Annotated in this window: 19 protein-coding genes; 7 read left to right on the forward strand and 12 right to left on the reverse strand. The window is 69.1% G+C overall.

Going from position 1 to position 21,413, the window contains the following annotated elements; genetic code table 11:
• Positions 1-26: 26 nt before the first annotated feature.
• Positions 27-578 (reverse strand): acyltransferase, encoded by a 552-nt coding sequence (locus tag CCK91_RS20075; protein WP_086474038.1) that lies wholly within the window; start codon positions 576-578, stop codon positions 27-29.
• A gap of 81 nt (positions 579-659) precedes the next feature.
• Here CCK91_RS20075 and CCK91_RS10990 point away from each other — a divergent pair, with 81 nt between their 5' ends.
• On the forward strand, positions 660-1,940 hold the full coding sequence (locus CCK91_RS10990; protein ID WP_086474039.1) for a lipopolysaccharide biosynthesis protein: 1,281 nt from the start codon (positions 660-662) through the stop codon (positions 1,938-1,940).
• On the opposite strand, the gene CCK91_RS10995 is transcribed toward CCK91_RS10990, so the two are convergent.
• The gene (locus CCK91_RS10995; protein ID WP_086474040.1) at positions 1,937-2,926 is read right to left on the reverse strand and encodes a glycosyltransferase family 2 protein; all 990 of its coding nucleotides are present in this window, start codon (positions 2,924-2,926) and stop codon (positions 1,937-1,939) included. The two genes, CCK91_RS10990 and CCK91_RS10995, sit on opposite strands and share 4 nt — an antisense overlap.
• 73 nt (positions 2,927-2,999) lie before the next feature.
• Here CCK91_RS10995 and CCK91_RS11000 point away from each other — a divergent pair, with 73 nt between their 5' ends.
• On the forward strand, positions 3,000-4,094 hold the full coding sequence (locus CCK91_RS11000) for a glycosyltransferase family 4 protein (RefSeq protein WP_086474041.1): 1,095 nt from the start codon (positions 3,000-3,002) through the stop codon (positions 4,092-4,094).
• Between the two features lie 109 nt (positions 4,095-4,203).
• On the opposite strand, the gene CCK91_RS11005 is transcribed toward CCK91_RS11000, so the two are convergent.
• From CCK91_RS11005 to gmd, 5 genes are all read right to left on the reverse strand, one after another.
• On the reverse strand, positions 4,204-6,723 hold the full coding sequence (locus CCK91_RS11005) for a glycoside hydrolase family 65 protein (protein WP_086474042.1): 2,520 nt from the start codon (positions 6,721-6,723) through the stop codon (positions 4,204-4,206).
• Positions 6,720-7,547, reverse strand: coding sequence for an HAD family hydrolase (locus CCK91_RS11010; RefSeq protein ID WP_086474314.1), 828 nt, complete (start codon positions 7,545-7,547; stop codon positions 6,720-6,722). Before CCK91_RS11010 ends, CCK91_RS11005 begins: the two co-directional genes overlap by 4 nt.
• A gap of 123 nt (positions 7,548-7,670) precedes the next feature.
• Positions 7,671-8,858, reverse strand: coding sequence for a DegT/DnrJ/EryC1/StrS family aminotransferase (locus CCK91_RS11015; protein WP_086474043.1), 1,188 nt, complete (start codon positions 8,856-8,858; stop codon positions 7,671-7,673).
• Complete coding sequence (locus tag CCK91_RS11020) at positions 8,855-9,790, reverse strand: NAD-dependent epimerase/dehydratase family protein (protein WP_086474044.1); 936 nt, start codon at positions 9,788-9,790, stop codon at positions 8,855-8,857. The genes CCK91_RS11015 and CCK91_RS11020 overlap by 4 nt, the downstream gene beginning before the upstream one ends.
• A 5-nt stretch (positions 9,791-9,795) precedes the next feature.
• Positions 9,796-10,827, reverse strand: coding sequence for a GDP-mannose 4,6-dehydratase (gene gmd / locus CCK91_RS11025; protein WP_242664514.1), 1,032 nt, complete (start codon positions 10,825-10,827; stop codon positions 9,796-9,798).
• Positions 10,828-10,965: 138 nt separating this feature from the next.
• Between gmd and CCK91_RS11030 the strand changes: the two genes are divergently transcribed.
• The 4 genes from CCK91_RS11030 (at position 10,966) to CCK91_RS11045 (ending at position 14,208) form a co-directional block, all read left to right on the forward strand.
• The gene (locus CCK91_RS11030; RefSeq protein WP_165767024.1) at positions 10,966-12,078 is read left to right on the forward strand and encodes a glycosyltransferase family 4 protein; all 1,113 of its coding nucleotides are present in this window, start codon (positions 10,966-10,968) and stop codon (positions 12,076-12,078) included.
• 65 nt (positions 12,079-12,143) lie between these two features.
• Complete coding sequence (locus tag CCK91_RS11035) at positions 12,144-13,031, forward strand: glycosyltransferase (RefSeq protein ID WP_086474046.1); 888 nt, start codon at positions 12,144-12,146, stop codon at positions 13,029-13,031.
• 56 nt (positions 13,032-13,087) lie between these two features.
• Positions 13,088-13,825 carry a glycosyltransferase family 2 protein gene (locus CCK91_RS11040; protein WP_086474047.1) on the forward strand — a complete coding sequence of 246 codons (738 nt, stop codon included), beginning with the start codon at positions 13,088-13,090 and terminating at the stop codon, positions 13,823-13,825.
• On the forward strand, positions 13,822-14,208 hold the full coding sequence (locus CCK91_RS11045; protein WP_240555495.1) for a DUF2304 domain-containing protein: 387 nt from the start codon (positions 13,822-13,824) through the stop codon (positions 14,206-14,208). The genes CCK91_RS11040 and CCK91_RS11045 overlap by 4 nt, the downstream gene beginning before the upstream one ends.
• Positions 14,209-14,218: 10 nt before the next feature.
• On the opposite strand, the gene CCK91_RS11050 is transcribed toward CCK91_RS11045, so the two are convergent.
• The 4 genes from CCK91_RS11050 to CCK91_RS11065 form a co-directional block, all read right to left on the reverse strand.
• Positions 14,219-15,508: a hypothetical protein gene (locus CCK91_RS11050; protein ID WP_086474048.1), complete on the reverse strand. Its 1,290-nt coding sequence runs from the start codon at positions 15,506-15,508 to the stop codon at positions 14,219-14,221.
• 4 nt (positions 15,509-15,512) lie between these two features.
• Complete coding sequence (locus CCK91_RS11055; protein WP_086474049.1) at positions 15,513-16,598, reverse strand: NAD-dependent epimerase/dehydratase family protein; 1,086 nt, start codon at positions 16,596-16,598, stop codon at positions 15,513-15,515.
• Positions 16,595-17,824, reverse strand: a complete 1,230-nt coding sequence (locus CCK91_RS11060; protein WP_086474050.1) for an acyltransferase family protein — start codon at positions 17,822-17,824, stop codon at positions 16,595-16,597. Before CCK91_RS11060 ends, CCK91_RS11055 begins: the two co-directional genes overlap by 4 nt.
• 231 nt (positions 17,825-18,055) lie before the next feature.
• Positions 18,056-18,892 carry an LPXTG cell wall anchor domain-containing protein gene (locus CCK91_RS11065; protein WP_133059978.1) on the reverse strand — a complete coding sequence of 279 codons (837 nt, stop codon included), beginning with the start codon at positions 18,890-18,892 and terminating at the stop codon, positions 18,056-18,058.
• A 222-nt stretch (positions 18,893-19,114) separates the two neighbouring features.
• Between CCK91_RS11065 and CCK91_RS11070 the strand changes: the two genes are divergently transcribed.
• Positions 19,115-20,677 carry a DUF2142 domain-containing protein gene (locus CCK91_RS11070; protein ID WP_086474052.1) on the forward strand — a complete coding sequence of 521 codons (1,563 nt, stop codon included), beginning with the start codon at positions 19,115-19,117 and terminating at the stop codon, positions 20,675-20,677.
• On the opposite strand, the gene CCK91_RS11075 is transcribed toward CCK91_RS11070, so the two are convergent.
• On the reverse strand, positions 20,674-21,336 hold the full coding sequence (locus CCK91_RS11075; RefSeq protein ID WP_086474053.1) for a hypothetical protein: 663 nt from the start codon (positions 21,334-21,336) through the stop codon (positions 20,674-20,676). The two genes, CCK91_RS11070 and CCK91_RS11075, sit on opposite strands and share 4 nt — an antisense overlap.
• Positions 21,337-21,413: the final 77 nt, after the last annotated feature.

Here is a 21,413-nt window from a genome sequence, read left to right on the forward strand (position 1 = left end):
CACCACGTCGTGCTCGAGGCCAGGCGTCACCACCACCACACCTTGTTCCGTTTCGCCTCGAGGCGGTAGGCGTCGACCTTCGGGCGTTCGGCGATGACGCTGGCCGGAACCCCACCCACCATGGTCCAGGCGGCGACATCCTTCGTGACGACCGCCCCGGCCGCGACCACCGCCCCCTCCCCGACAGACACCCCGGGCAGGATGATCGACCTGGCATTGATCCAGGCGCGGTCGCCGATCCGTACCGGAGCCGACACGTACGCGAAGTCGGGCGAGCGGATGTCATGTTGGGCGGTCCAGATCTGTGCTCCACTGTTGATACTCACATGGGATCCGACCGACAGCCCACCGCGCGCATCCAGGGTCACGCCCTCGGCAATGAAGCAGTCCACCCCGAGGACGAGCCGCCGGGCGACACGGACCTGGAGTCCGTGGTGGATCGCACACCCCGCACCGATCGCCGCACCCCAGCCGCGCAGCGCGATGATACGAAGCCCGTTGCTCGGCGTCATCGATGCCAGCCACAGCACGACCACCTCGATCGAACCGACGATGAGGCCCAGCCGTTTGCGCATCATGTTTCATCCCCACTCACACGTACAAACAAAGATACTGACATATCATCGAGGATCGCAAGGTCCCCACGAACGAGTCGTGCCGTGATCAACCTCGCGTGGTCGGTGCTCGAGCGGGTCCTGCCGCGCGCGGCCTCGGCGCTCATCATGCTCGTCTTGGCCGCGAGCCTCGCGCCGTCCGTCGTCGGCATGTACGCGTGGATGGTCCTCGCCCTCACGCTGGTCCAGACCGTCGGCGACACGGCCGCTCGGCAGACCGCCGTCGTCCACGACGGGACCGCTTCCGGGGCACGATTCATCGGACGGTTCCGGGTGTGGTCCGCCGTCGTCGGAGGAGCCCTCCTCTCGGTCGTCGTCATGGCGCTCCTCCTCACACAGGCGGAGCAGGACCGGTGGCAGGCGCTCGCCCTCGCGCCGTTCGTCCTCGTCCCCGCCGCGTCGGCCGCCGGTATCGATGCCCTGGTCAGACTGCAGCGATCGGGGCGTTGGAAGGACATCGCATCGAATCAGGCATGGTCGTCGACCTGCTCCCTCCTGTGCAGCGTGCCGACGCTGGTCGCGACAGGGTCGCTCCTCGCGAGCGCGCTGCAGGCGCTCCTCGCCGAAGCCGGGTTCGCCGTCCTCAACCGTCGGCGAGCGGCGCGACTGGGACGTGGAGCAGACACCGGGACGCGACCCTCGGAGCTGACCGGCGGCGTGTTCCGCGACTACCTGCACACGGCGCTCTTCGCCCTCCTCGGTTGGGGACAGGGACAGACCGACCGCCTCTCGATCGGGGGTCTTGCGGGCGGTTCGCGCCTGGGCCAATACGCATTCGCCATGTCGTTGTCACGCAGCATCGGCGACGCGGCGGCGCTTGCCGCGGTCAACGTCCTCCGGCCGGCCCTCACCGAGGCGGCACGTGACGGCCGAGGGTCCGAGATCGTCGCGGTCACGGAAGCTTCGCTCCGACGATCGCTGGTCCTGGCGGTCCTGGCCGCCGTGGCGACGAGCATCGGGGTTGAGCTGATCGTGGCCCCCTTCCTCGCAGACGACTGGGACCCCGCCCTCGCACTCGTCCCCATCCTCGCCCTGTCGGTCGCTCCCTCGGTCGTCGCCTGGTCGATCACAGCGGTCCTCCAGGCCGAGAGCCGGATGCGCTGGGCGAGTCCGATCAAAGCGGTCGGCGTGCTGCTGTCCCTCCCGGTCGGCCTCGTCGCCCTCCAGGACCTGCAGCTCGCGGCCTGGCTCGTGAACGCCCGGGAACTCGTCGTGATGGCGCTGCTCCTCCTCGCCGCTCGCCACCGGGCCCCGTGGCGGGGTGGCCTCCTCGCCCTCGGCGTCGTCCTGGTCGGCGCGGCCGTATGGCATCTGACCCGAGGCTAGGCCGGCTGCAGCAGATCCCTCAGGATGTCCAGCGCCCCCTGGCTCGCATACCGCTGGTACTCGCCGCGGGGAGCACGCAGCATGACGGGGAGGATCCGTCGCCACCGGGCCGGAGCGAGATCGGCCCGGAACCGCTCGAAGGCCGCTTTGGCGACGACCGCCGAGGGGTCGGCGCGCGGCGCGGGATCACGGGCGTCGTCGAGCCAGGAAGCGAGCCCTGCGACGCGATCCGCGATGTCGCTGTTGCGCTGCCGCCCCGGCTGCATCAGTCTCGAGATCTTGTACGCCAGCGTCGGCTCGACGATCCCGATCTGGTTCGCGCCGTGCTGCCGGTAGTCGACGAGCGGTTCATCCAGGAACTCGATCGGTCCTCGTGATGCGGCGACGATCGCCAACCACTCGTCGTGGACCCACGGTGCGGGGAACGGCGCGGCCGCGTCGAAGACCGCACGTCGGAACATCGCGGTCGCGCCAGTGACGAGGTTGCGTCGCAAGAGCACACCGAACGCGTCGCCCGCGCGGATGCGGTCGCGCTCGTGCGGCCCGATCGACAGCGAGGCGAAGAGGGTGGTGCCGAGCGGAGCACCGTCGGCTCCGACGAGCCGCGCGTCGGAGCACACGAGTTGCAGTTCCGGTCGCGCGTCGAAGGCAGCCAGCGCACGCTCGAGACGGTCGGGCCGCCACACGTCGTCCTGGTCGGACAGGACGACCAGGTCTCCGACGGTCGCACGGATGGCACGCTCGAAGTTGCGCGTCACGCCGAGCGCGGTCGGGTTGCGCAGGAATCGCACCGGGACCGGCGACGTGGCGGCGAACCGCTCGACGATGACCGACGTACCGTCGGTCGACCCGTCGTCGCTGATCACGATCTCGCCGGGCAGCACGGTCTGCCGGGCGATGCTCGCCAGCTGATCGCCGAGGAACGCCTCACCGTTGTAGGTGCACAGGGAGACGGAGACGCGTGCGTCGACTGGTGCTCCTGGCATTGACCCGCTCCTCACCGCTCGCCGGACCGCCCACCAGCCTATCCCCACCGTCTCGCTGGTATCCTCGGGCCTTATGCCCCGCGTAGCCGTCGACCTCCTCTCCTACACCGGGACGAAGGGCGGCATGGAGACCTACGCCCGCGAGCTCTATCGGGAGATCGGCCGACAGGGCAGCGAGTTCGAGTTCGTCGGGCTCGCCAGCCGAGAGGGATACCGGCTCGACCGCTCATGGTTCCCCGGCGAGATGGTCGACACCGGGATCAGCGGCGAGAACCGGTTCATCTGGGCCTACGGCGAGCTGTTCCAGGTGGCTCGTCAGGCGAAGCGACACGGAGCGGACCTCATCCACTCCCCCGCCACGCTCGGGCCGGCGCGCTCGTCGATGCCGTCGGTCGTCACCATGCACGACATGCTGTACTGGAGCAATCCGGAGCTCATGACGACGCCGTTGTACACCCGCCCCGTGAAGCTCATGGAGCGCCTCACCTCCAAGAACGCGACCAGGGTCCTCACGATCAGCGAGGTCTCCCGTTCCGAGATCGAGAAATATCTGCACGTCCCGCGGGCCAGGATCGACCTCGTCCCGCTGGCCGGCACCATGCCGACCATCGACGGCCGGCGTGAACCCGATCAGGAGCGACCGTTCGTCCTCGCGACCGGTAACCGTCGCCCCCACAAGAACTGGGCCAGCCTCATCCGAGCGCTGCCGTTGCTCGCCGAGCACGAACGCCCGCGGCTCGTGATCACCGGCAGCCACGGAGAGGACCCCCTGCAGGCGGTCGTCGAGGAGACCGGCATGCAGGACTGGGTCGAGCTCAAGGGCTGGCTCACGAGCGATGAGCTCGGAGAGCTCTACCGGCGGGCGACCATCATGGCGATGCCCTCGTTCGTCGACGGCTTCAGCCTCCCCGCGCTCGAATCCATGATGGTGGGTCTCCCGGTCATGATGAGCGACATCCCCGTCTACCACGAGGTCTGCGGAGATGCGGCCCTCTACCTGGACCCCAGGTCACTCGACAGCATCGCATCGGTCATGCGCACTGCCGTGACCCGGCCCGATGAGATGCGACGCCTCGCCGCGGCCGGTCTCGAGCAGGCGGAGCGGTTCTCCTGGGAGCGCACGGCGACCCAGACGCTCGAGACCTTCAGACAGGCCCTGACGGTCTAGCGTCGCACCGCTCCCGGCCCAACGGCCAGGAACCGGCGCACGGGGCAGACCGCCTTCCGCTGAGCCACTCGACGGTCGGTCGAGTGCCTCAGCGGACGGCGGGAGTCGCTTACTCCGACTGCGGCTGGATGATCGGGATGGACTCGGTGTCGGCCGGGCCGAGCGCGATCGTCGGCATCGACACGGTGATGAGCGAGCCGTCGGCACGGCGGCTGCCCTCGATGTCGCTCGCGCTCGGCTCGCCGACGAGGTGCGGACCCTGGTTGTCGAGCGGAACGGTGACCGTCGTCCCGGCCTCGACGAGGACGTTGCCGCCGCCGACGACGAACGAGGCGGAATCGCCCTCCTCGACGGTGAACCGCATCTCGGTGCGCCGGACGGAGATGCGCACCCGCGTTCCCTTGACCGTGAGCCGGAAGGTGATGCCCTGCCAGTCGACCGGCAGGCGCGGTGAGAAGGAGATGACGCCGCCGTGGTCTCGCATGCCGGCGAAGCCGAGCACGAGCGCACTCCACACGCCACCGGTGGAGGCGACGTGCACGCCGTCCGGCGTGTTGCGGTGCAGGTTCGCGAGGTCGACGAACAGCGCCGACCAGAAGTACTTGAGCGCGAGCCGCTGGTACCCGACCTCGGCGGCGATGATCGACTGCACGACCGCCGACAGGGTCGAGTCGCCCGTCGTCAGCGGATCGTAGTAGTCGAAGTCGGCGAGCTTCTCCTCGTCGGTGAAGTGGTCGCCCTGCAGGAGCAGCGCCAGCACGACGTCCGCCTGCTTGAGCACCTGGAACCGGTAGATGACGAGCGGGTGGAAGTGCAGGAGCAGCGGGAGGTGCTCGGGAGGCGTGTGATCGAGGTCCCACAGCTCCTTCTCGAGGAACTGGGCGTCCTGCGGGTGGATGCCGAGCCGCTTGTCGAAGGGGATGTGCATGTGCTCGGCGGCGCGCTGCCACTCGCGGACCTCGGCGTCGTCGAGCGACAGCCGCGTGACCAGGCGTTCGAAGGAGGCCGGATCGTCCTCGCGAAGGCGCTCCACGGCCTCGACGGCCGACAGCAGGTTCGACCGCGCCATGACGTTCGTGTAGAGGTTGTCGTTCACCACGGTCGTGTACTCGTCGGGCCCCGTGACCCCGTAGATGTGGAAGGAGTCCTTGCCGTTCGCGCGCCAGAAGCCCAGGTCGGCCCACATGCGCGCCGTCTCGACGAAGATGTCGACGGCTCCGCGAGCGAGGAAGTCCTCATCCCCCGTCGCCGCGACGTACTGCCGCAGCGCATAGGAGATGTCGGCGTCGATGTGGTACTGCGCCGTGCCGGCCGCGTAGTACGCGGACGACTCGAGCCCGTTGATCGTGCGCCACGGGAACAGGGCGCCGTGCTGGTTGAGCTCGGTCGCGCGGGAGCGGGCGGCGTCGAGCATGTTCTGACGGAACCGGAGGGCGTTCCGCGCAACGAGCGGTGCCGTGTAGCTGAGGAACGGGAGGACGTAGACCTCGGTGTCCCAGAAGTAGTGGCCGCCGTACCCGGAGCCGGACACGCCCTTCGCCGCGACACCGCCGCCGTCCGTGCGTGCGGACGCCTGCGCCAGCTGGAAGAGGTTCCAACGCGTCGCCTGCTGGATGGCCGGCTGTCCGTGGACCTCGACGTCGGAGCGCGCCCAGAAGTCCTCGAGCCACAGCTCCTGGTTGCGGATCGCCGATTCGATGCCGTTCTCAGCGGAACGGTCGAGCGTGCGGGCACAACGGTCGGCGAGTTCCTTCGGGGGGACGGCGTTGGAGGTGTGGTAGCTGATGATCTTGGTGAGCTTCGTGGGCACGCCCGCGCGGCCGCGGATCGTGTACACGTGCTTCGCGAGGTCGGCCTCGATGTGCGTCGAGACCTCGTACTCGTTCTCGGTCTCGATCGTGTGGTCGGCGCCGGCCACGATCGTCATGCCGGAGTTCGTCGTCTGGTAGCCGAGCATCGCGCGCGGACCATCGATGAGCTTGTACCGCGGCTGCAGCACCCGCTCGGTGAGGGACTCCGCCTTGCGCGGATCACCCATCCCCGGCTCGGGTGCGTTCGTCAGGTAGTCGTCCTGACGGTCCTGACGGTTGATGATCTGGCTGGAGAGCACGAGCGACGCGTCCGCGTCGAGCAACGTGACCTCGTAGTCGAGGACCGCGAGATGGCGGTCGGTGAAGGACACCATGCGACGGGAGCGGATGTGGACGCGCTTCCCGGAGGGCGTCCGCCATTCGAGTTCACGGCTGAGGACACCGGTCTTGAAGTCGAGGCGACGCTCGAAGCTCAGGAGGTCGGCGTCGTTGAGGATCAACGGCTCGTCGTCGACGTAGAGGCGGACGACCTTCGTGTCGGGCGCGTTGACGATCGTCTGGCCGACGCGGGCGAAGCCGAACGCCTCCTCGGCGTGACGGATCGGCCAGGTCTCGTGGAACCCGTTGATGAACGTGCCGTGGACGTGGCCGTCGCGGCCCTCCTCGACGTTGCCGCGGAAGCCGAGGTAGCCGTTGCCGAGCGCGAACAGGGTCTCAGTCGTGCCCTCGTCGTCCGCGTCGACATGCGTCTCGACGAGTGCCCAGTCGTCGAGCGGGAACCGATGACGGTCGAGCGGGTCGCTGGTGATGTGGTTCATGCCTGGTCCTCGGAGGAGTCGTGGGGTGCCGTGGGGGTCTGGTCGTCGGCCGGATCGTCCGGCCCGGCTGTTCGCGAGGCCGACCGCAGCGGGTCGACGAGGTCGGCGAGGTCGTCGACCACGATGTCGGCGCCCGCGTCGATGAGCGCCTGGTGCCCGATGCCGCGGTCGACGCCGAGCACGAGACCGAAGTCACCGCGACGCCCCGCCTCGACGCCGGAATGCGCGTCCTCGACCACGACGCACTCAGCCGGGGAGCGGCCGAGCAGACGACCGGCCTCGACGTAGGTGTCCGGAGCGGGCTTGCCGGCGATCCCCTCGCGCGCGGCGACGACGCCGTCCATCACGACCGGGAACCGCTCACGGAGTCCTGCCGCTCGGAGGACGACCTCGGCGTTCTTGGAACTGGACACCACGGCGACCTGGAGGCCTGCCTGCTCGACGGTGTCGAGGAAGGTCAACGATCCCGGGTACGCCGCGATGCCGTCGGCTTCCAGGACGGCCGAGAAGACCGAGTTCTTCCGGTTGCCGAGGCCACACACGGTCTCGAGCTCGGGGGCGTCGGACGGCGAGCCCTCGGGAAGCGTGATGCCACGCGACGCGAGCATCGCGCGCACCCCGTCGTACCGCGGCTTGCCGTCGATGTACTGGAAGTAGTCGGCGTCGGTGTACGGCTCAGTGATCCCGCGGGCGACGAGCTCGTCGGTGAAGAGCTTCGCCCAGGCATGCATGTGGATCTCTGCGGTCGGGGTGATGACGCCGTCGAGGTCGAACAGCACCGCCTTGCATCCGAGGAGGCGCGAGGCCGCCTCGGGAAGGCTCAGGACGTCGTTCGATGGCGCGTTGATCGGCTGGTTCACGGTGCACGGTCCTCGTCGGTCGGGGGAAGAGGTGGACAGTGGGACGGAAGCTGCTGCGGACCGGTGGGGCGACCGCGCAGACCCAGCCTAGGAGAGTTTGGCCACCGCGTCGTACACGCGGTCGATACCGGCGTGGACCGGGAAGTGGTGGTTGCCCACGAAGAGCCCGTCCTCGTGGATCTTGTCGGCGGCGGGGAGTTCAGCCGGGACCTTCGCGTCGAGGTACTTCATGACCGGGTTCTTCGTGAAGTTGCCCGCCACGATGGGCCGTGACTCGATCCCCTCGGCAGCGAACGCCCGCACGACCTCCTTGCGTCGGCCGGCGAGCGCGCCCTCGAGCACGAGGGAGAAGCCGAACCAGCTGCTCTCGCCCTGCTCGCGCTGGATGCGCACGGAGTCGAGGTCGGCGAAGCGTTCCGTCCAGTACACGGCGTTCTCGCGACGACCGGCGATGAGCGATGGGACCTTCTGGATCTGCTCGATGCCGATCGCGCCGGACATCTCGAGCGGACGGACGTTGTAGCCGGGAAGGACGAAGCGGAAGAGGTCGTCCCACTCGTCGCCCGACTTGTCGTGCACGGCGTTCTGCTCGGGGAGTCCGCGCGTCCAGCCGTGGGCCCGCAGCGAGATGAGCATCTGCGCCGTGGCCTCGTCGTCCGTCAGGATCATCCCACCCTCCATCGTCGAGATGTGGTGGGAGAAGAAGGCGCTGAACGTGCCCATCGCGCCGACCGTGCCGGCGAACCGACCGTCGTCCTTCGCGCCGAGCGACTCGCAGTTGTCCTCCAACAGGAGGAGACCGTGACGTTCGGCGAGCGCCGTGAGCGCCGCGAAGTCGTTCGGGTTGCCAAGGAGGTTGACCGCGAAGATCGCCTTGGTGCGCGGGGTGATTGCGGCCTCGGCGAGCGAGAGGTCCAGGTTGAGCGTGTCGACGTCGATGTCGACGAAGCTCGGGATGAGGCCGTACTGCTGGAGCGGGTAGTAGGTGGTGGCCCAGGAGACGGCGGGCACCAGGACCTCGTCACCGGCCTGCAGGTCGACCCGGTCGTCGAGGACGGCCGCCGCGATCGCGAGCAGGTTCGCGCTGGACCCCGAGTTGACCATGACGCCGAAACCGGCGCCGAACGCGGTGGCGAAGTCGCGCTCGAACTGCGCGACGAGCGGCCCCATGGTGAAGCGGCCGCTGTCGACGACGCGCTGGATGGCGGCGTATTCCGCGGCATCCCAGGAGGACGTGGCGAGGGGGAAACCGGAGTCGAAGGTGTCGTCGGTCATGCTGTCTGTGGCTCCTGAGCTGCGAGGTAGGCGTGGTAGCTCGCGGCGACGCCGGCCGCGAGCGGGGTGGTGGGGTTCCAGCCGAGCGCGCGGGCGGCGGCGGAGTCGAGCAGGCGCTGGTGCACGCCGGACGGCTTGGTGGCGTCGTACCGGAAGCGACCGGTGAAGCCGACGGCGCGACCGGCTGCTTCGTAGTACTCGGTGATGCTGTGGTCGACACCAGGCCCGAGGTTGAGCGTGACGGGCCACGCGTCGAGTGAGCCGAGCTGCGTGACGAGCCACGCCGCGAGGTCGGGCGTGTAGGTGAACTCCCGTCGGGCGGTGCCGTCGCCCCAGACCTCGACCTCGTCGGAGCCGCCGGTGACTGCGGCATGGACTTTGCCGAGCGCCGCGGCGATGAGGTGTGCCTGCCCGTGCGTGTAGTCGTCGCCCGGGCCGTAGAGGTTCGACGGCACTGCTGCGCGATAGGCGAAGCCATACTGACGACTGGCGTACTCGCAGAGCTTCGTCCCGGCGATCTTCGCGAGCGCATATCCCTCGTTCGCGCCCTCCAGTGTGCCGCTGAGGAGCGCGTCCTCACCGATCGGCTGTGGGAGCCCCTCGGGGTAGATCGCCGCGCTCGACACGTAGAGCAGCTCGGGGACACCGGCGTCGATCGCGCCTCGGATGACCGAGGTGTCGATCAGGAGGTTGTCGAGCAGGAAGTCGGTGGGGCGCTGCAGCTTCGCCTGGATGCCGGCGACCTTCGCTGCGGTGTGCACGATCGCGTCCGGCGCCGTCCGACCGATGAGGGCTGCGACGGCGGCGCGATCGGTGAGGTCGGCGTCCGCGCGCGTCGCCACGATCAGTTCGTCGGCGGCGCGGAGCGTGGGCCAGACCTCGGCGATGCTCGAACCGAGCATGCCGGCACCACCGGTGAGGAGGACGCGCACCGCGCCTAGACCTCCGCGGTGTCGATGTAGGGCTTGCCCGACGCCTCGAGTTCGGCGACGTCGGAGTCGACCATGATCTGCGCGAGCCGCGGCGGGAGCACCTTCGGGGTCCAGCCGAGGACGGACTCGGCCTTCGCGTAGTCGCCGATCAGCGCGTCGACCTCGGTGGGGCGGAGGTAGCGCTCGTCGAACTTGACGTACTGCTCCCAGTCGAGGTCGAGCCGCTCGAAGGAGAACTGCAGGAAGTCCTTGACCGTGTACGCCGTGTTGGTGGCGAGCACGAAGTCGGTCGGCTCGTCGGCCTGCAGCATCCGCCACATGCCCTCGACGTAGTCGGGCGCGTAGCCCCAGTCTCGGACGGCGTCGAGGTTGCCCATGTAGAGGAAGTCCTGCCGACCGGCGGCGATCCGCGCAGCGGCGCGCGTGATCTTGCGGGTCACGAAAGTGCCACCGCGTCGCGGCGACTCGTGGTTGAACAGGATGCCGTTGACCGCGAACATGCCGTAGGCCTCGCGGTAGTTCCGGGTGATCCAGTAGGAGTAGACCTTCGCGACGCCGTAGGGCGAACGCGGGTAGAAGGGGGTCTCCTCGTTCTGCGGCGGCGGCGTCGCACCGAACATCTCGGAGCTCGAGGCCTGGTAGAAGCGGCAGTGCAGACCGATCTGGCGGATGGCCTCGAGCAACCGGACCGTCCCGATGCCGGTCGTGTCGCCCGTGTACTCGGGCTCGTCGAAGCTCACGCGCACGTGCGACTGGGCGGCGAGGTTGTAGACCTCGTCGGGCTGGATCTCCGCGAGCAGGGTCGCCAGGCGCGAACCGTCGGCCAGGTCGGCGAAGTGCAACTGGAGCCGGGGCGAGCCGTCGTGGGTCGCCTCGGGGTCGTAGATGTGGTCGATCCGCCCGGTGTTGAAGGTCGACGCACGACGCACGAAGCCGTGTACCTCGTACCCCTTCGACAGGAGGAGTTCTGCGAGGTAGCTGCCGTCCTGACCGGTGATACCGGTGATGACGGCTTTCTTGATGGGGGTCTGGGTCACGGGGTGCTGCTCCGTCATGGGGTCCGCTCCGGATCGCTTCGCGCTGATCCTCGGTGAATGGTTCGTTCCTCTGCTGAGGCACATCGACCCGCCCGAGCTTACCCGAGCACCCCTCACCCACCGCTATGCTCGGCTCTCGTGCCTCTGCTTGCCGTCGATCTCCTGTCCTTCACCGGGACGAAGGGCGGCATGGAGACCTACACCCGTGAGCTCTACCGAGCAGTCGGTCCGCAGGCTGCGGAATTCGACCTCGTCGGTCTGGCCAGCGCGGAGGCGATGCTGGGCGATCTCTCCTGGTTCCCCGGCGAGATCGTCCCCACCGGGATCAGCGGCGAGAACCGTTTCGTGTGGGCGGCCGGCGAACTCTGGCGGATCGCCGGGATCGCGAGGAAGCACGGAGCGGACGTCATCCACGCGCCCGCGACACTCGGGCCGGCTCGCTCCGCGCTCCCCCTCGTGGTCACCATGCACGACCTGCTGTACTGGAGCCACCCGGACCTGATGTCGACGCCCTTCTACACCGGGCCGGTGAAGTGGATGGAGCGTCGGGTCTCGCGGGCGGCCTCCCGCATCATCACGATCAGTGAGGTCTCGAAGGCGGAGATCGTCAAGTACCTCGGGACCGACCCGGACCTGATCGACGTCATCCCGCTGGCCGCGTCGACACCGTGGACGGCCACCCGGGAACCGGATCGCGAGCACCCGTTCATCCTCGCCACGGGCAACCGCCGCCCGCACAAGAACTACGAAGGATTGATCCGAGCGCTCGCCCTCGTCGAGGAACGGGTGCGCCCGCGTCTCGTCGTGACCGGCAGTCACGGGCTCGACGATCCGCTGCGGGCCGTCGTCGCCGAACTCGGCCTGGAGCGGTTCGTGGAGCTGCGGTCCTGGCTGTCCCCGGAGGAGCTGGGTGAGCTCTACCGCACGACGACCGCTCTGGCCGTGCCCTCGTTCGCCGAAGGGTTCAGCCTGCCGCCGCTCGAGGCGATGCTCAGCGGCGTTCCGGTGCTCGTGAGTGACATCGACGTCCACCGGGAGGTGTGCGGTGATGCAGCGTTGTTCGTCGATCCCCACGACCTCGCGTCGATCGCGGCCGGTCTCCGCACCCTGGCGACCGACCCAGCCGAGGTGACGAGCCTCACCGAGCGCGGGCGGGCGAGAGCAGCCGCCTTCAGCTGGGCGTCGACCGCCGAGCGCACGCTCGATGCGTTCCGTGCTGCGCTCGACCCGACGGCGGCGCGACCCCGCTGAACCGCGATCGGGCGCTCACGGCCCGGCGATCTCGGCCGCCGGAGGAAGCTTGCTAGCGTAGCCGGGTGACGCTCGACATCATGATGCCCTTCTACGGCCGCTTCGACCACTTCCAGGCGGCGGTGGAGAGCGTGCTCGCGCAGTCCGACCCCGACTGGACGCTGACGATCGTCGACGACGTCTATCCGGACCTCGCTCCCGGCGAATGGGCCGTCGCCCTCGGTGACCCGCGCATCACCTACCTCCGGAACGAGGTGAACCTGCGCCCCTCGAAGAACTACCGCAAGTGCGTGAGCCTCATGACGGGCGAGTTCTCCGTCATCATGGGCTGTGACGACGTGATGCTGCCGAACTACGTCCGTCGCGTGCGCGAGCTCATCGCCGAGCACCCCGACGCCTCGATCATCCAGCCCGGCGTGTCCGTCATCGACGAACACGGCACCCCGTCCAGTCCGCTCGCCGATCGGATCAAGGCGATGTACCGGTTCTCCGGCACGGGAGCCCGCGAGTACCGGGGCGAGCAGCTCGCCACGAGCCTGCTCCGCGGCAACTGGACCTACTTCCCGTCGCTCGTCTGGCGGGTCGAGGCGCTCCGGAAGCACCAGTTCCGGCTCGACCTCGACGTCGTGCAGGACCTCGCGATGCTCCTCGAGATCACGAAGGACGGCGGGAGCCTCGTCCTCGACGACGAGATCTGCTTCGCCTACCGGAGACACTCCCAGAGTGTGTCCGCGGTCACCGGACCGGACGGATCGAAGTTCCGGCAGGAGCGGACCCTGTTCGCCGAAGCGCGACGCGATCTCACCGCGCTGGGATGGAAGCGCGCGGCCCGAGCGGCCGCGAACCACTGGACCTCGCGTGCCAACGCGCTCAGCGAGCTGCCGGCGGCGTTGCGGTCCCGCAACGCCGCAGGGCGTCGAGCCCTGCTCGAGCACGTGTTCGCCAGGGTCTGACCGCCCCACGCCCCACCTCCCGAGCGCTCCGCCCTCCGATTGCTAGGATTCCGCACATGACGACCTCCCTCGCCGGCACCCTCATCGTCATGCCGGCACTCAACGAGGAAGCCTCTGTGGCGGCGGTCGTCCGCGAGGTCCACGAGAAGCTCCCCGGGGTCGCCGTGCTGGTCGTCAACGACGGCTCGACCGACGCCACCACGACCGAAGCGCGTGCCGCGGGCGCGATCGTCGCCGAACTCCCCTTCAACCTCGGGGTCGGCGGCGCGATGCGCGCGGGGTTCAAGTACGCGCTCGCCCACGGCTACCGCAACGTCGTGCAGGTCGACTCGGACGGCCAGCACGACCCCGCCGGGGTCGTCCGCCTGGTCGAGGAGCTCCAGTCCGCCGACCTCGTCCTCGGCGCACGCTTCGCCGGCGAGGGCGATTACGAGGTCCGGGGTCCCCGGAGGTGGGCGATGGTCGTGCTGTCCGGCGCTCTGAGCGGCGTCGCCAGGACGAAGCTCACCGACACCACCAGCGGATTCCGTGCCACGGGCCCTCGTGCCGTCCGCCTCTTCGCGGAGCACTACCCGGCCGAGTACCTCGGTGACACCATCGAGTCGCTCGTGATCGCCGCACGCGCCGGCTGCGTCATCCGGCAGGTGCCCGTCGCCATGCGTCCGCGCGCCGGTGGCACTCCTTCGCACAATCCGTTCAAGGCTGCCCGCTACCTCGCCCGGGCCGGTCTCGCGCTCGTCTTCGCGCTGATCCGACCACCCGTCGCGCTCCACGAAGGGGTGGTGACGGCGTGATCCCCATCGGCACGTACATCCTCGGCATCGTCGCGGCCCTGTTCACGCTCGGCCTCGTCGTCGAGATGCTCCGTCGGCGCCAGCTCCGCGAACGCCATGCGATCTGGTGGCTGATCGCGGGCCTGCTCGCACTCGTCATCGGTGTCTTCCCGCAGGTCCTCGTGTGGGCAGCCGGCGTGATCGGCGTCGAGATCCCGACGAACCTGGTCTTCTTCGTCAGCATCCTCATCCTCTTCCTCGTCAGCATCCAGCACAGCTCGGAACTCACGACGCTGGAGAACCGCAGCCGCACCCTCGCCGAAGAGGTCGCGCTGCAGGACCTCCGCATCCGCACACTGGAGCAGCGGCTGGCCGACACGCGTCGAGGCGACCGCTCCTCCTGAGGCCGACGGTTCAGGCAGACGGCGGCACCGGCGGGGCGTCCGCTCCGGCGACGTCCGCCCTCGGCGGTCGGAACAGGGCCGCGCCCTGCAGCAGGAGTCCCGCGGCCGGGCCGATGGTCAGCGCCAGGATCGTCCGCTCGTGCAGGCCGAGGGGAAGGAGCAGCACTCCCACCGTCACGACGGCGGCGAGGATCCAACCACCCGCGAACGCTCCGTGCTGTGCGCGGGACAGGGTGGCGGCACCGGTCACGCAGAGCACGCCGACGAGGCCGGCGGTCGCGACGAGCAGGCCGATCGTGCCGCCCGCCAGAACGTCGGAACGTCCGAAGAGGACCGAGAGCGCCCAGGGACCGAGCCACCAGGCGAGGAGCGCGAGGAGTCCTGCACCGATGAGGACGAGCGCGGAGAGTCTGGCTACCCAGCCGAGGACCGCGTCGGCATGGGATCGGAACACCACCACGAGGTAGCTCTGCAGCGCGAGGACGACGATGACGATCGGTGCGCGAGTGAGGGTGATCGCGTACGTCAGCGAGCCGAACGCGTCCGGCGACACCGTGTCGCCAGTGGCCTGGATCATCAGCGGGAGACCACTGACCATGACGCCGGTCGCCGCGGCCGCGACGACGGTGCGCAGCACGTTCCAGCTGAGTTCCCTCGGTCCGACGTCGACGGCGAACCGCCCCACGACCCCGCGGCGGATGAACAGCCAGAGGACGAGCGGGGTGATGGCGAAGGGCAGGGCCACGCCCCAGGCGAGGACGGCGGTGTCGGTCGTGACCAGGAGCAGGCCGCCGACGAGCGCGAATCGGAGGACGCCGTCGATCACGGTCATCGCGGCCGCTGCGACCCAGAACGACAGCCCGTACAGCACGCCGGACACGGCTGCCACCACCAGGTAGGCGGAGACGCCGAGGACGAGTGGTGGCACGAGCGCCCAACCCTCGTCGGGGAACACCGCGCCGACCCAGATCCAGGCCGAACCGGCGAGGATCGCCGCCACCCCGACCACCGCCACGAGGGTGAAGTTGCGCACCACCGGGGCTCGTCGGGTCTCGCCGGGACCAGCCCCGGATCGGTCGACCGGGTGCGTCGCACGGGCGATCTCCTGCTGTGCGCCGGACAACGCGCTGACGAGGAGGTAGAGCGCCGACCAGAAGACCGCGAACGAGGCGTAGGCGGCGGTCCCGAGCGCCACCCCGGTGACGATCTGCAGCAGGTACCCCGCTCCCCCACCGACGGCGGTGGCCAGCAGGATCAGGACGGCGCCGTTCGGCCCGCGGCGCGCGACCTCGGGAGGCACGTCCCTATTCCTGGACGTCGGCACCACGCTGGGCGGCGATCCACTCCTGCAGTGCGGCGACGCCTCGCGTGACGTCCCAGGCGGGGGCCCAGTCGAGACCGGCGAGCGAGTCCTCGATGCTGCACTCGGCGTGCCGGACGTCGCCGTCGCGGTACATGCCGTTGACCACCGGAGCCGGAGCGTCGTGGTAGGCGGCGATCGCCTGGGCGAGCTCGAGGATCGTGGTGCCGACACCGGACCCGATGTCGAACCGCGACACGTCCGCCGCGGGCCCGGCCGTGATGACGGCTCGGAAGGATTCGGCGATGTCGTCGATGAACACGAAGTCGCGGACGATCCGGCCGTCCTCGTAGACCTGGATGGTGCCGCCGTCCATGGCGAGCTGGGAGAACAGGGACACGATGCCCGTGTAGGAGTTGATGAGCGACTGGCCAGGACCGTACACGTTCTGCAGTCGCAGGACGGTCAGCTTGGCGTCATGGGCGGCCGACCAGGCGGACAGGATGTGCTCCTGGGCGAGCTTGGTCGCTCCGTAGACGCTCGTGGGGGCCGGCATCGTCACGGCGGCTCGGCTCGGCAACGGCTTCGCTGCCGGGAAGTCCCACTCGCCCCGCTCGAACTGGGCGTGCGAACGCTGTCCCGGCTCGAAGACGGTGCCGTCCTCACGCTGCCATTGGCCCTCGCCGTAGACGGCGCGACTCGACGAGAGGACGAAGTGCGCGGGCACCTGACCCGCACGCCCCAGGGCGTCCAGCATCTCCGTCGTGCCGACGACGTTGGCCTCGGCGTGACTCGTCGCCGCGTGGAGCGACTGCGCCGTGCCGGTCTCAGCAGCGAGGTGCACGATGACGTCGGGCCGGACGTCGGCGAGCAGCGCGTCCCACGCCGCGGCGTCGGTGACGTCGCCGACGACGAGTTCAGCCGCCTCATGGAGGTCCGCCGGGCGCTCCGCGCTCGGGTGCACCTGCGGGTGCAGGTTGTCGATGACGACCCAGCGCTCCGCGGTCGCAGCCAGCTTGTGCGAGAGTGCGCAGCCGATGAAGCCGGCGCCTCCCGTCACGAGAACGGTCCCGAGGGTTGATGCAGTCACGAAGCGGTGTCCTTAGCTGTAGGCGAGTCGACATTCGATGGTACTGGACGAGTCCGTGGCGAGAGGAAGGCGATGCCTCGGCCCGGCCCACGGTCCTTCAACGCCATCGCCCGCTTCTCGACGATGTGCCAGCTCAACCAGGCGCACCCTGCGGTGACGACGATCGTGAGCGCGACCCAGGCCCAGTAGCCGAGCAGGTGCCAGCCGAGGAACGCGGTGAACTGCTGCACGAGGAAGCCGTACACGTACATGCCATAGGAGTAGTCGTTCTTCGCGCCGATCCACTGGACGCGCTTGGGCAGTCGAGCCGCGAGCCAGAGGACGAAGTAGGCGTAGGCCGGATACCCCAGGAAGAACCACCCGCCGGTGAAGAGCGTGACGACCATCACGACACCGCACGCCGCGCCGATCCAGTCGTTCAGCGGGATCCTCCGCGAGTACATGGCGAGTGTCGACCCGATGAGGAAGACGAGCGTCAGGGTGATCTTGAACCGGTCGGCGAAGTAGGGCAGGTACGTCTGCACCGTGAGCGGAGACAGGGTGTGCACGACCAACAGGAGGTAAAAGACCCCGGCGAGCGCCGGCACGACCCACTTCGCCCGGCGGAGGGCGCCGGTCACGAGCAGGATGGCGATGAGGAGGTAGCAGGACCACTCGTAGACCAGCGTCCACAGTGAACCGTTGAACACGCTCTGCCCACCCAGTGACCGACCATAGGGAGTGGTCTGCGCGAAGATGTCGGAGATGCCGTACTGCCGCATGATCAGGTCGGCGTTCAGCAGCACGTAGGTGATCGGCTGACCACCGACGTAGGAGCGGAGGGTGTTGCCCGCCAGCACCCACGCGATCGGACCGACGACGAGTGCGCCGACGATCAGCACCGTCCAGAACGCCGGGAAGATCCTGAGGGCCCGCCGCCAGAGGAACTGCACGATGTCGGCCGACGCGCCACTCTTGGCGATCAGGTACCCGCTGACGGCGAAGAACCCGGCGACGGCGATGCCGCCGATCGTGTCCTGACCTCGGCTGAGGTGCAGCAACGGGTCCTCGCCCCAGCCTCCCGTCGGGAATGCGTGGGAGAAGATGACGGCGGACGCGAGCACCAGGCGGATGACGCCGAGCGAGTTGCGGTGGCCGGCGAGACCCTCGCTGAGCGAGACCCACGTCCCGCGCGTGCCACGAGGCCGAGGCGGCTGATCGAACGGTACGTTCGTCGTCGACGTCATGCGGTCCGATCGGTTGCACGGGAGGGTCGACCCAGACTACCGCGCACCTGTCGGGTATCCCGGCGTTCCACGCACGCGCCAGTAGACCGACCGGCGAACGAACGGCATCGACGACTCTTCCGGGCGGCTCCGACCATGGAGCCATCACACGTCGACGAGCAGGACAGCCGCCCCGTCTCGACGCGTGAGTCGGCGCCTCCCGGCGGTCTGAAGCTTCCGGAATCGCCGCGGTCAGATCACGTGGGTGCGGCGACGGGTGCGGACGCGTCGCGACCACCCTGCGGCGGCCATGACGACTCCTCCGAGGCCCACCAGGACGAGTCCGAACGGCGATGCCTCGAAACCGGTGTCGGGAAGGCGGGGTACACCGCCATCCGATCCGGCATCCGGCAACGCCGCCGACGCCGGCCCGGCCTCGACCGTGAACGTGTGGGCGACCGGGCTCGAGATGCCGCCCTCCTGCTCCTCCGTCACGCTGACCTCGTGATCTCCAGGACCGACCGCGGTGTCGAACCGCAGTTGGAAGAGTCCCTCGGCGTTCGGTGTCGCCTCGGCGGTCTGCGGGACGCCGTCCAGGACCGCGCGGATGATCGACCCCTGGGCCGCGAACCCGGCGACCTCGACGGGAGCTTCACTCAGCGGGAAGACGTGCTTGTCGACGGGTGAGAGGATCCGAGGCGGGAAGTACAGCGAGAACGACAGGAACGCGGGCTCGGACGTCTCGGTGCCGACGGTCTGCGTGGCACTGAAGTCGTACTCGTTCGACGGGAACAGGGGCGGGATGAACGGGACCGACCAGGTTCCGTCGGGCTGGACGACGGCCGTCCTCGTGCCTCCGCCGTCGAGCGCGATCGTCGCTCCCGGAACACCCGTGCCGAAGATGCCGTACAGAACACCGGGTATGCGCTCGCCGTCGTCAGGAGAGGTGAACACGGGCGGCTGCAGCGCTGCGGCCGGGGCCACCTCCTCCGGTGTCACCGGCGGCACGTCGACGACGGATCGAGCCGTCGCGGACACCGGCGAGAGACCGGCCGGCGCGAGCACACTCGCCCCCGCGAGAACGAGCACGATGACTCCGTACCGGTGCTTCCCGTGCAGCAGCGATCTGCGCGAATTCCCCATCGACATGGTCGTCCCCCCAAGTAATTCGATGGCTGATAGTAGCGTGTCTCCTCGCCCGACGGGTCGAACGCTGCCGTTCCGCGCACACGCCCGTGGCGCACACGCCAGTAGACTGACCGGCGAACGAACGGCGGCGACGCCCAGCATTCCGATTGGACCATTCCGCGCATGGCAGCTCCAGCTCCGACCGTCGGCCCGACTCGATGGGAACGACGGCGGTGGGTCACCTTCGTCATCGCGTTCCTCGCGGTCCTCGCCCCCATGTCCCTCTGGGCGCTGGCGTCACCCATCGGCTCGGTGCCGGACGAGCCATCCCACGCGATCCGAGCCGCCGCGGTCGCGCGCGGAGAGTTCGCGTCCATCCCGTGGCCTGAGAACCCGGGTCTGGCCGAGGCCACCGTGCCGGAGAACATCGCCAACGCGCACGCACTCGCGTGCTTCGCCTTCAAGAGCGAGACGACGACGGCAGACTGCCAATACCCGATACGGGACCGCAGCGAGAAGCTCGTGACCACCGGATCGTCCGCCGGCGCCAACAGTCCGCTCTTCTACGCCATCGTCGGCTGGCCCTCCCTGCTCGTCGACGGTGACGCGGTCTTCTACGCCATGCGCCTGGCCGGCGCCGTGGTCTCAGCGCTCGCACTGGCCGCGATGTTCATGCAGTTGACCCTCCTCCCGCGTTGGCGCTGGGCGGTCACCGGGGCGGTCGTCGGCATCACGCCGATGGTCCTCTACCTCGGCGGATCCATCAACCCGAACGGTGTCGAGGTGGCAGCCGCCGGCGGGCTCTTCGCGACCCTCGTCGCGATGACGAGGGGGACGGCCCGCGGTCGGCTCCTCTGGGAACAGGCGATCCTCGCGCTGGTCACGGCGATCCTCCTCATGAGCACGCGCAGCATCTCGCTCCTGTGGATCGCGATCATCCTCGGCGTGGCGATCTTCCTCGGAACCCGGGGTCGGACGTTCCAGCTCCTCCGGTCACCGCAGGGCATCACCCTCCTGATCGCCACCGCCGCAATCGGCCTGGCGACCGTCGCCTGGTACCTGAACCCACCCGCGCTCGAGGGCGAGCCGGCCTCGAGCGTGGGCCTCGTCAGTTACGCCTTCGCAGCAGGTTCGATCCTGCTCCGGTCCTTCGACTGGGTGCTCGGGATGATCGGCCTGTTCGGATGGGTCGACACTCCCGCCCCCTCCGCCACGGTGTTCGCCTGGAGCACGGCACTCGTCGCGATGCTCGGCGTCTCCGTCGTCTGGGGTCGTCGCCGGACGACCATGGCCTCGTGGGCACTGGTCGTCGTCTGTCTGCTCGTGCCTGCCGCCGTCACGATCTCGGTGTACGCGCAGTACGGGTACATCTGGCAGGGCCGCTACATGCTGGCGATGCTGATCTGCTTGCTGATCTGCGCCGGGCTCGCACTCGACGACGCATCGCGGGAGGCCGATCGCCTGACGACTCGGCTGATCACCGGTGGGTTCGCCGCACTCGCCATCGGTCACCTCTTCGCGTTCGTCTTCGCGATGCAGCGCTTCGCCGTCGGATCGGCTATCGACTTCGGGGAGTTCTTCTTCGCCCCGAAGTGGCAGCCTCCCCTCGGGTGGCAGACGCTTGCGATGCTCTTCGCGCTCGTCCTCGTCGTCGACGTCCTCCTCGCGCGCCGGCTGTTCCGCGCCGCGCCGACCGCCGAACCGGCAGCGGTCCTCGAGGACGCGAGCACGGAGGCCCCGGCTTAGATCGGATCGCGCCCCTCGACGACCGACGAGCCGAGCGCGTCCGCGAACCGTTCGCGCAGGCTCTCGATCTGCTCGACGGACAGTCCGGCAGCCTCGGCCCCGCGTCGATTGACGTCGCGGACGCGAGCAGGACTTCCGTACGCCTTCGCGTACGCCGGGACATCGCGCGTGACGACCGCCCCCATGCCCACCATCGCGCCGGCGCCGATCGTCCGGCGCTGATGGACGAGTGCCCCCAGCCCGATGTTGGCACCGTCGCCGACGACGACGTGGCCGGCCAGCCGGACGCCACCCGCGACCGTCACCGCTCGAGCGAGCTGCACGTCGTGCGCGACGTAGGCCTGGTTCATGATGAAGGCGTCGTCGCCGACGGTCGTCGCACGCTGCCATCCCTGATGGATCTGAGCCTGCTCCCGCACGACGGTGCGGTCACCGATGACCACTCCGGCTGGACGTGCTGCACCGGTGCGCGACTCATCGCGACCGGCATGCGGGAAGTCGCGTACCTCGGGAGGTGCACCGATGATCGCCCCACTCCCGATGAAGTTCCCGTCGCCGATCACGACCGGTCCCGTGATCACGACGAACGCACCGATCACGTTGCCATCGCCCATCCTGATGTCGCCGTCGAGCACTGCGGTGGGGTGGATCGTGTTCATGCGGCAAGTGTACGTCTGACCGGTCCGCTCGATCGGACGAGGTATCGTAGGGGTTGGGGGGCCGTCTCCCGCGCACG

Source organism: Plantibacter elymi (nom. nud.), assembly GCF_900177795.1.
Taxonomy (GTDB): Bacteria; Actinomycetota; Actinomycetes; order Actinomycetales; family Microbacteriaceae; genus Plantibacter; species Plantibacter elymi.

Coding starts and splice junctions, on each gene's coding strand:
- CCK91_RS20075 (WP_086474038.1), bottom strand. CDS start 578: ATGATGCGCAAACGGCTGGGCCTCATCGTCGGTTCGATCGAGGTGGTC.
- CCK91_RS10995 (WP_086474040.1), bottom strand. CDS start 2,926: ATGCCAGGAGCACCAGTCGACGCACGCGTCTCCGTCTCCCTGTGCACC.
- CCK91_RS11000 (WP_086474041.1), top strand. CDS start 3,000: ATGCCCCGCGTAGCCGTCGACCTCCTCTCCTACACCGGGACGAAGGGC.
- CCK91_RS11005 (WP_086474042.1), bottom strand. CDS start 6,723: ATGAACCACATCACCAGCGACCCGCTCGACCGTCATCGGTTCCCGCTC.
- CCK91_RS11015 (WP_086474043.1), bottom strand. CDS start 8,858: ATGACCGACGACACCTTCGACTCCGGTTTCCCCCTCGCCACGTCCTCC.
- CCK91_RS11040 (WP_086474047.1), top strand. CDS start 13,088: ATGACGACCTCCCTCGCCGGCACCCTCATCGTCATGCCGGCACTCAAC.
- CCK91_RS11060 (WP_086474050.1), bottom strand. CDS start 17,824: ATGACGTCGACGACGAACGTACCGTTCGATCAGCCGCCTCGGCCTCGT.
- CCK91_RS11070 (WP_086474052.1), top strand. CDS start 19,115: ATGGCAGCTCCAGCTCCGACCGTCGGCCCGACTCGATGGGAACGACGG.
- CCK91_RS11075 (WP_086474053.1), bottom strand. CDS start 21,336: ATGAACACGATCCACCCCACCGCAGTGCTCGACGGCGACATCAGGATG.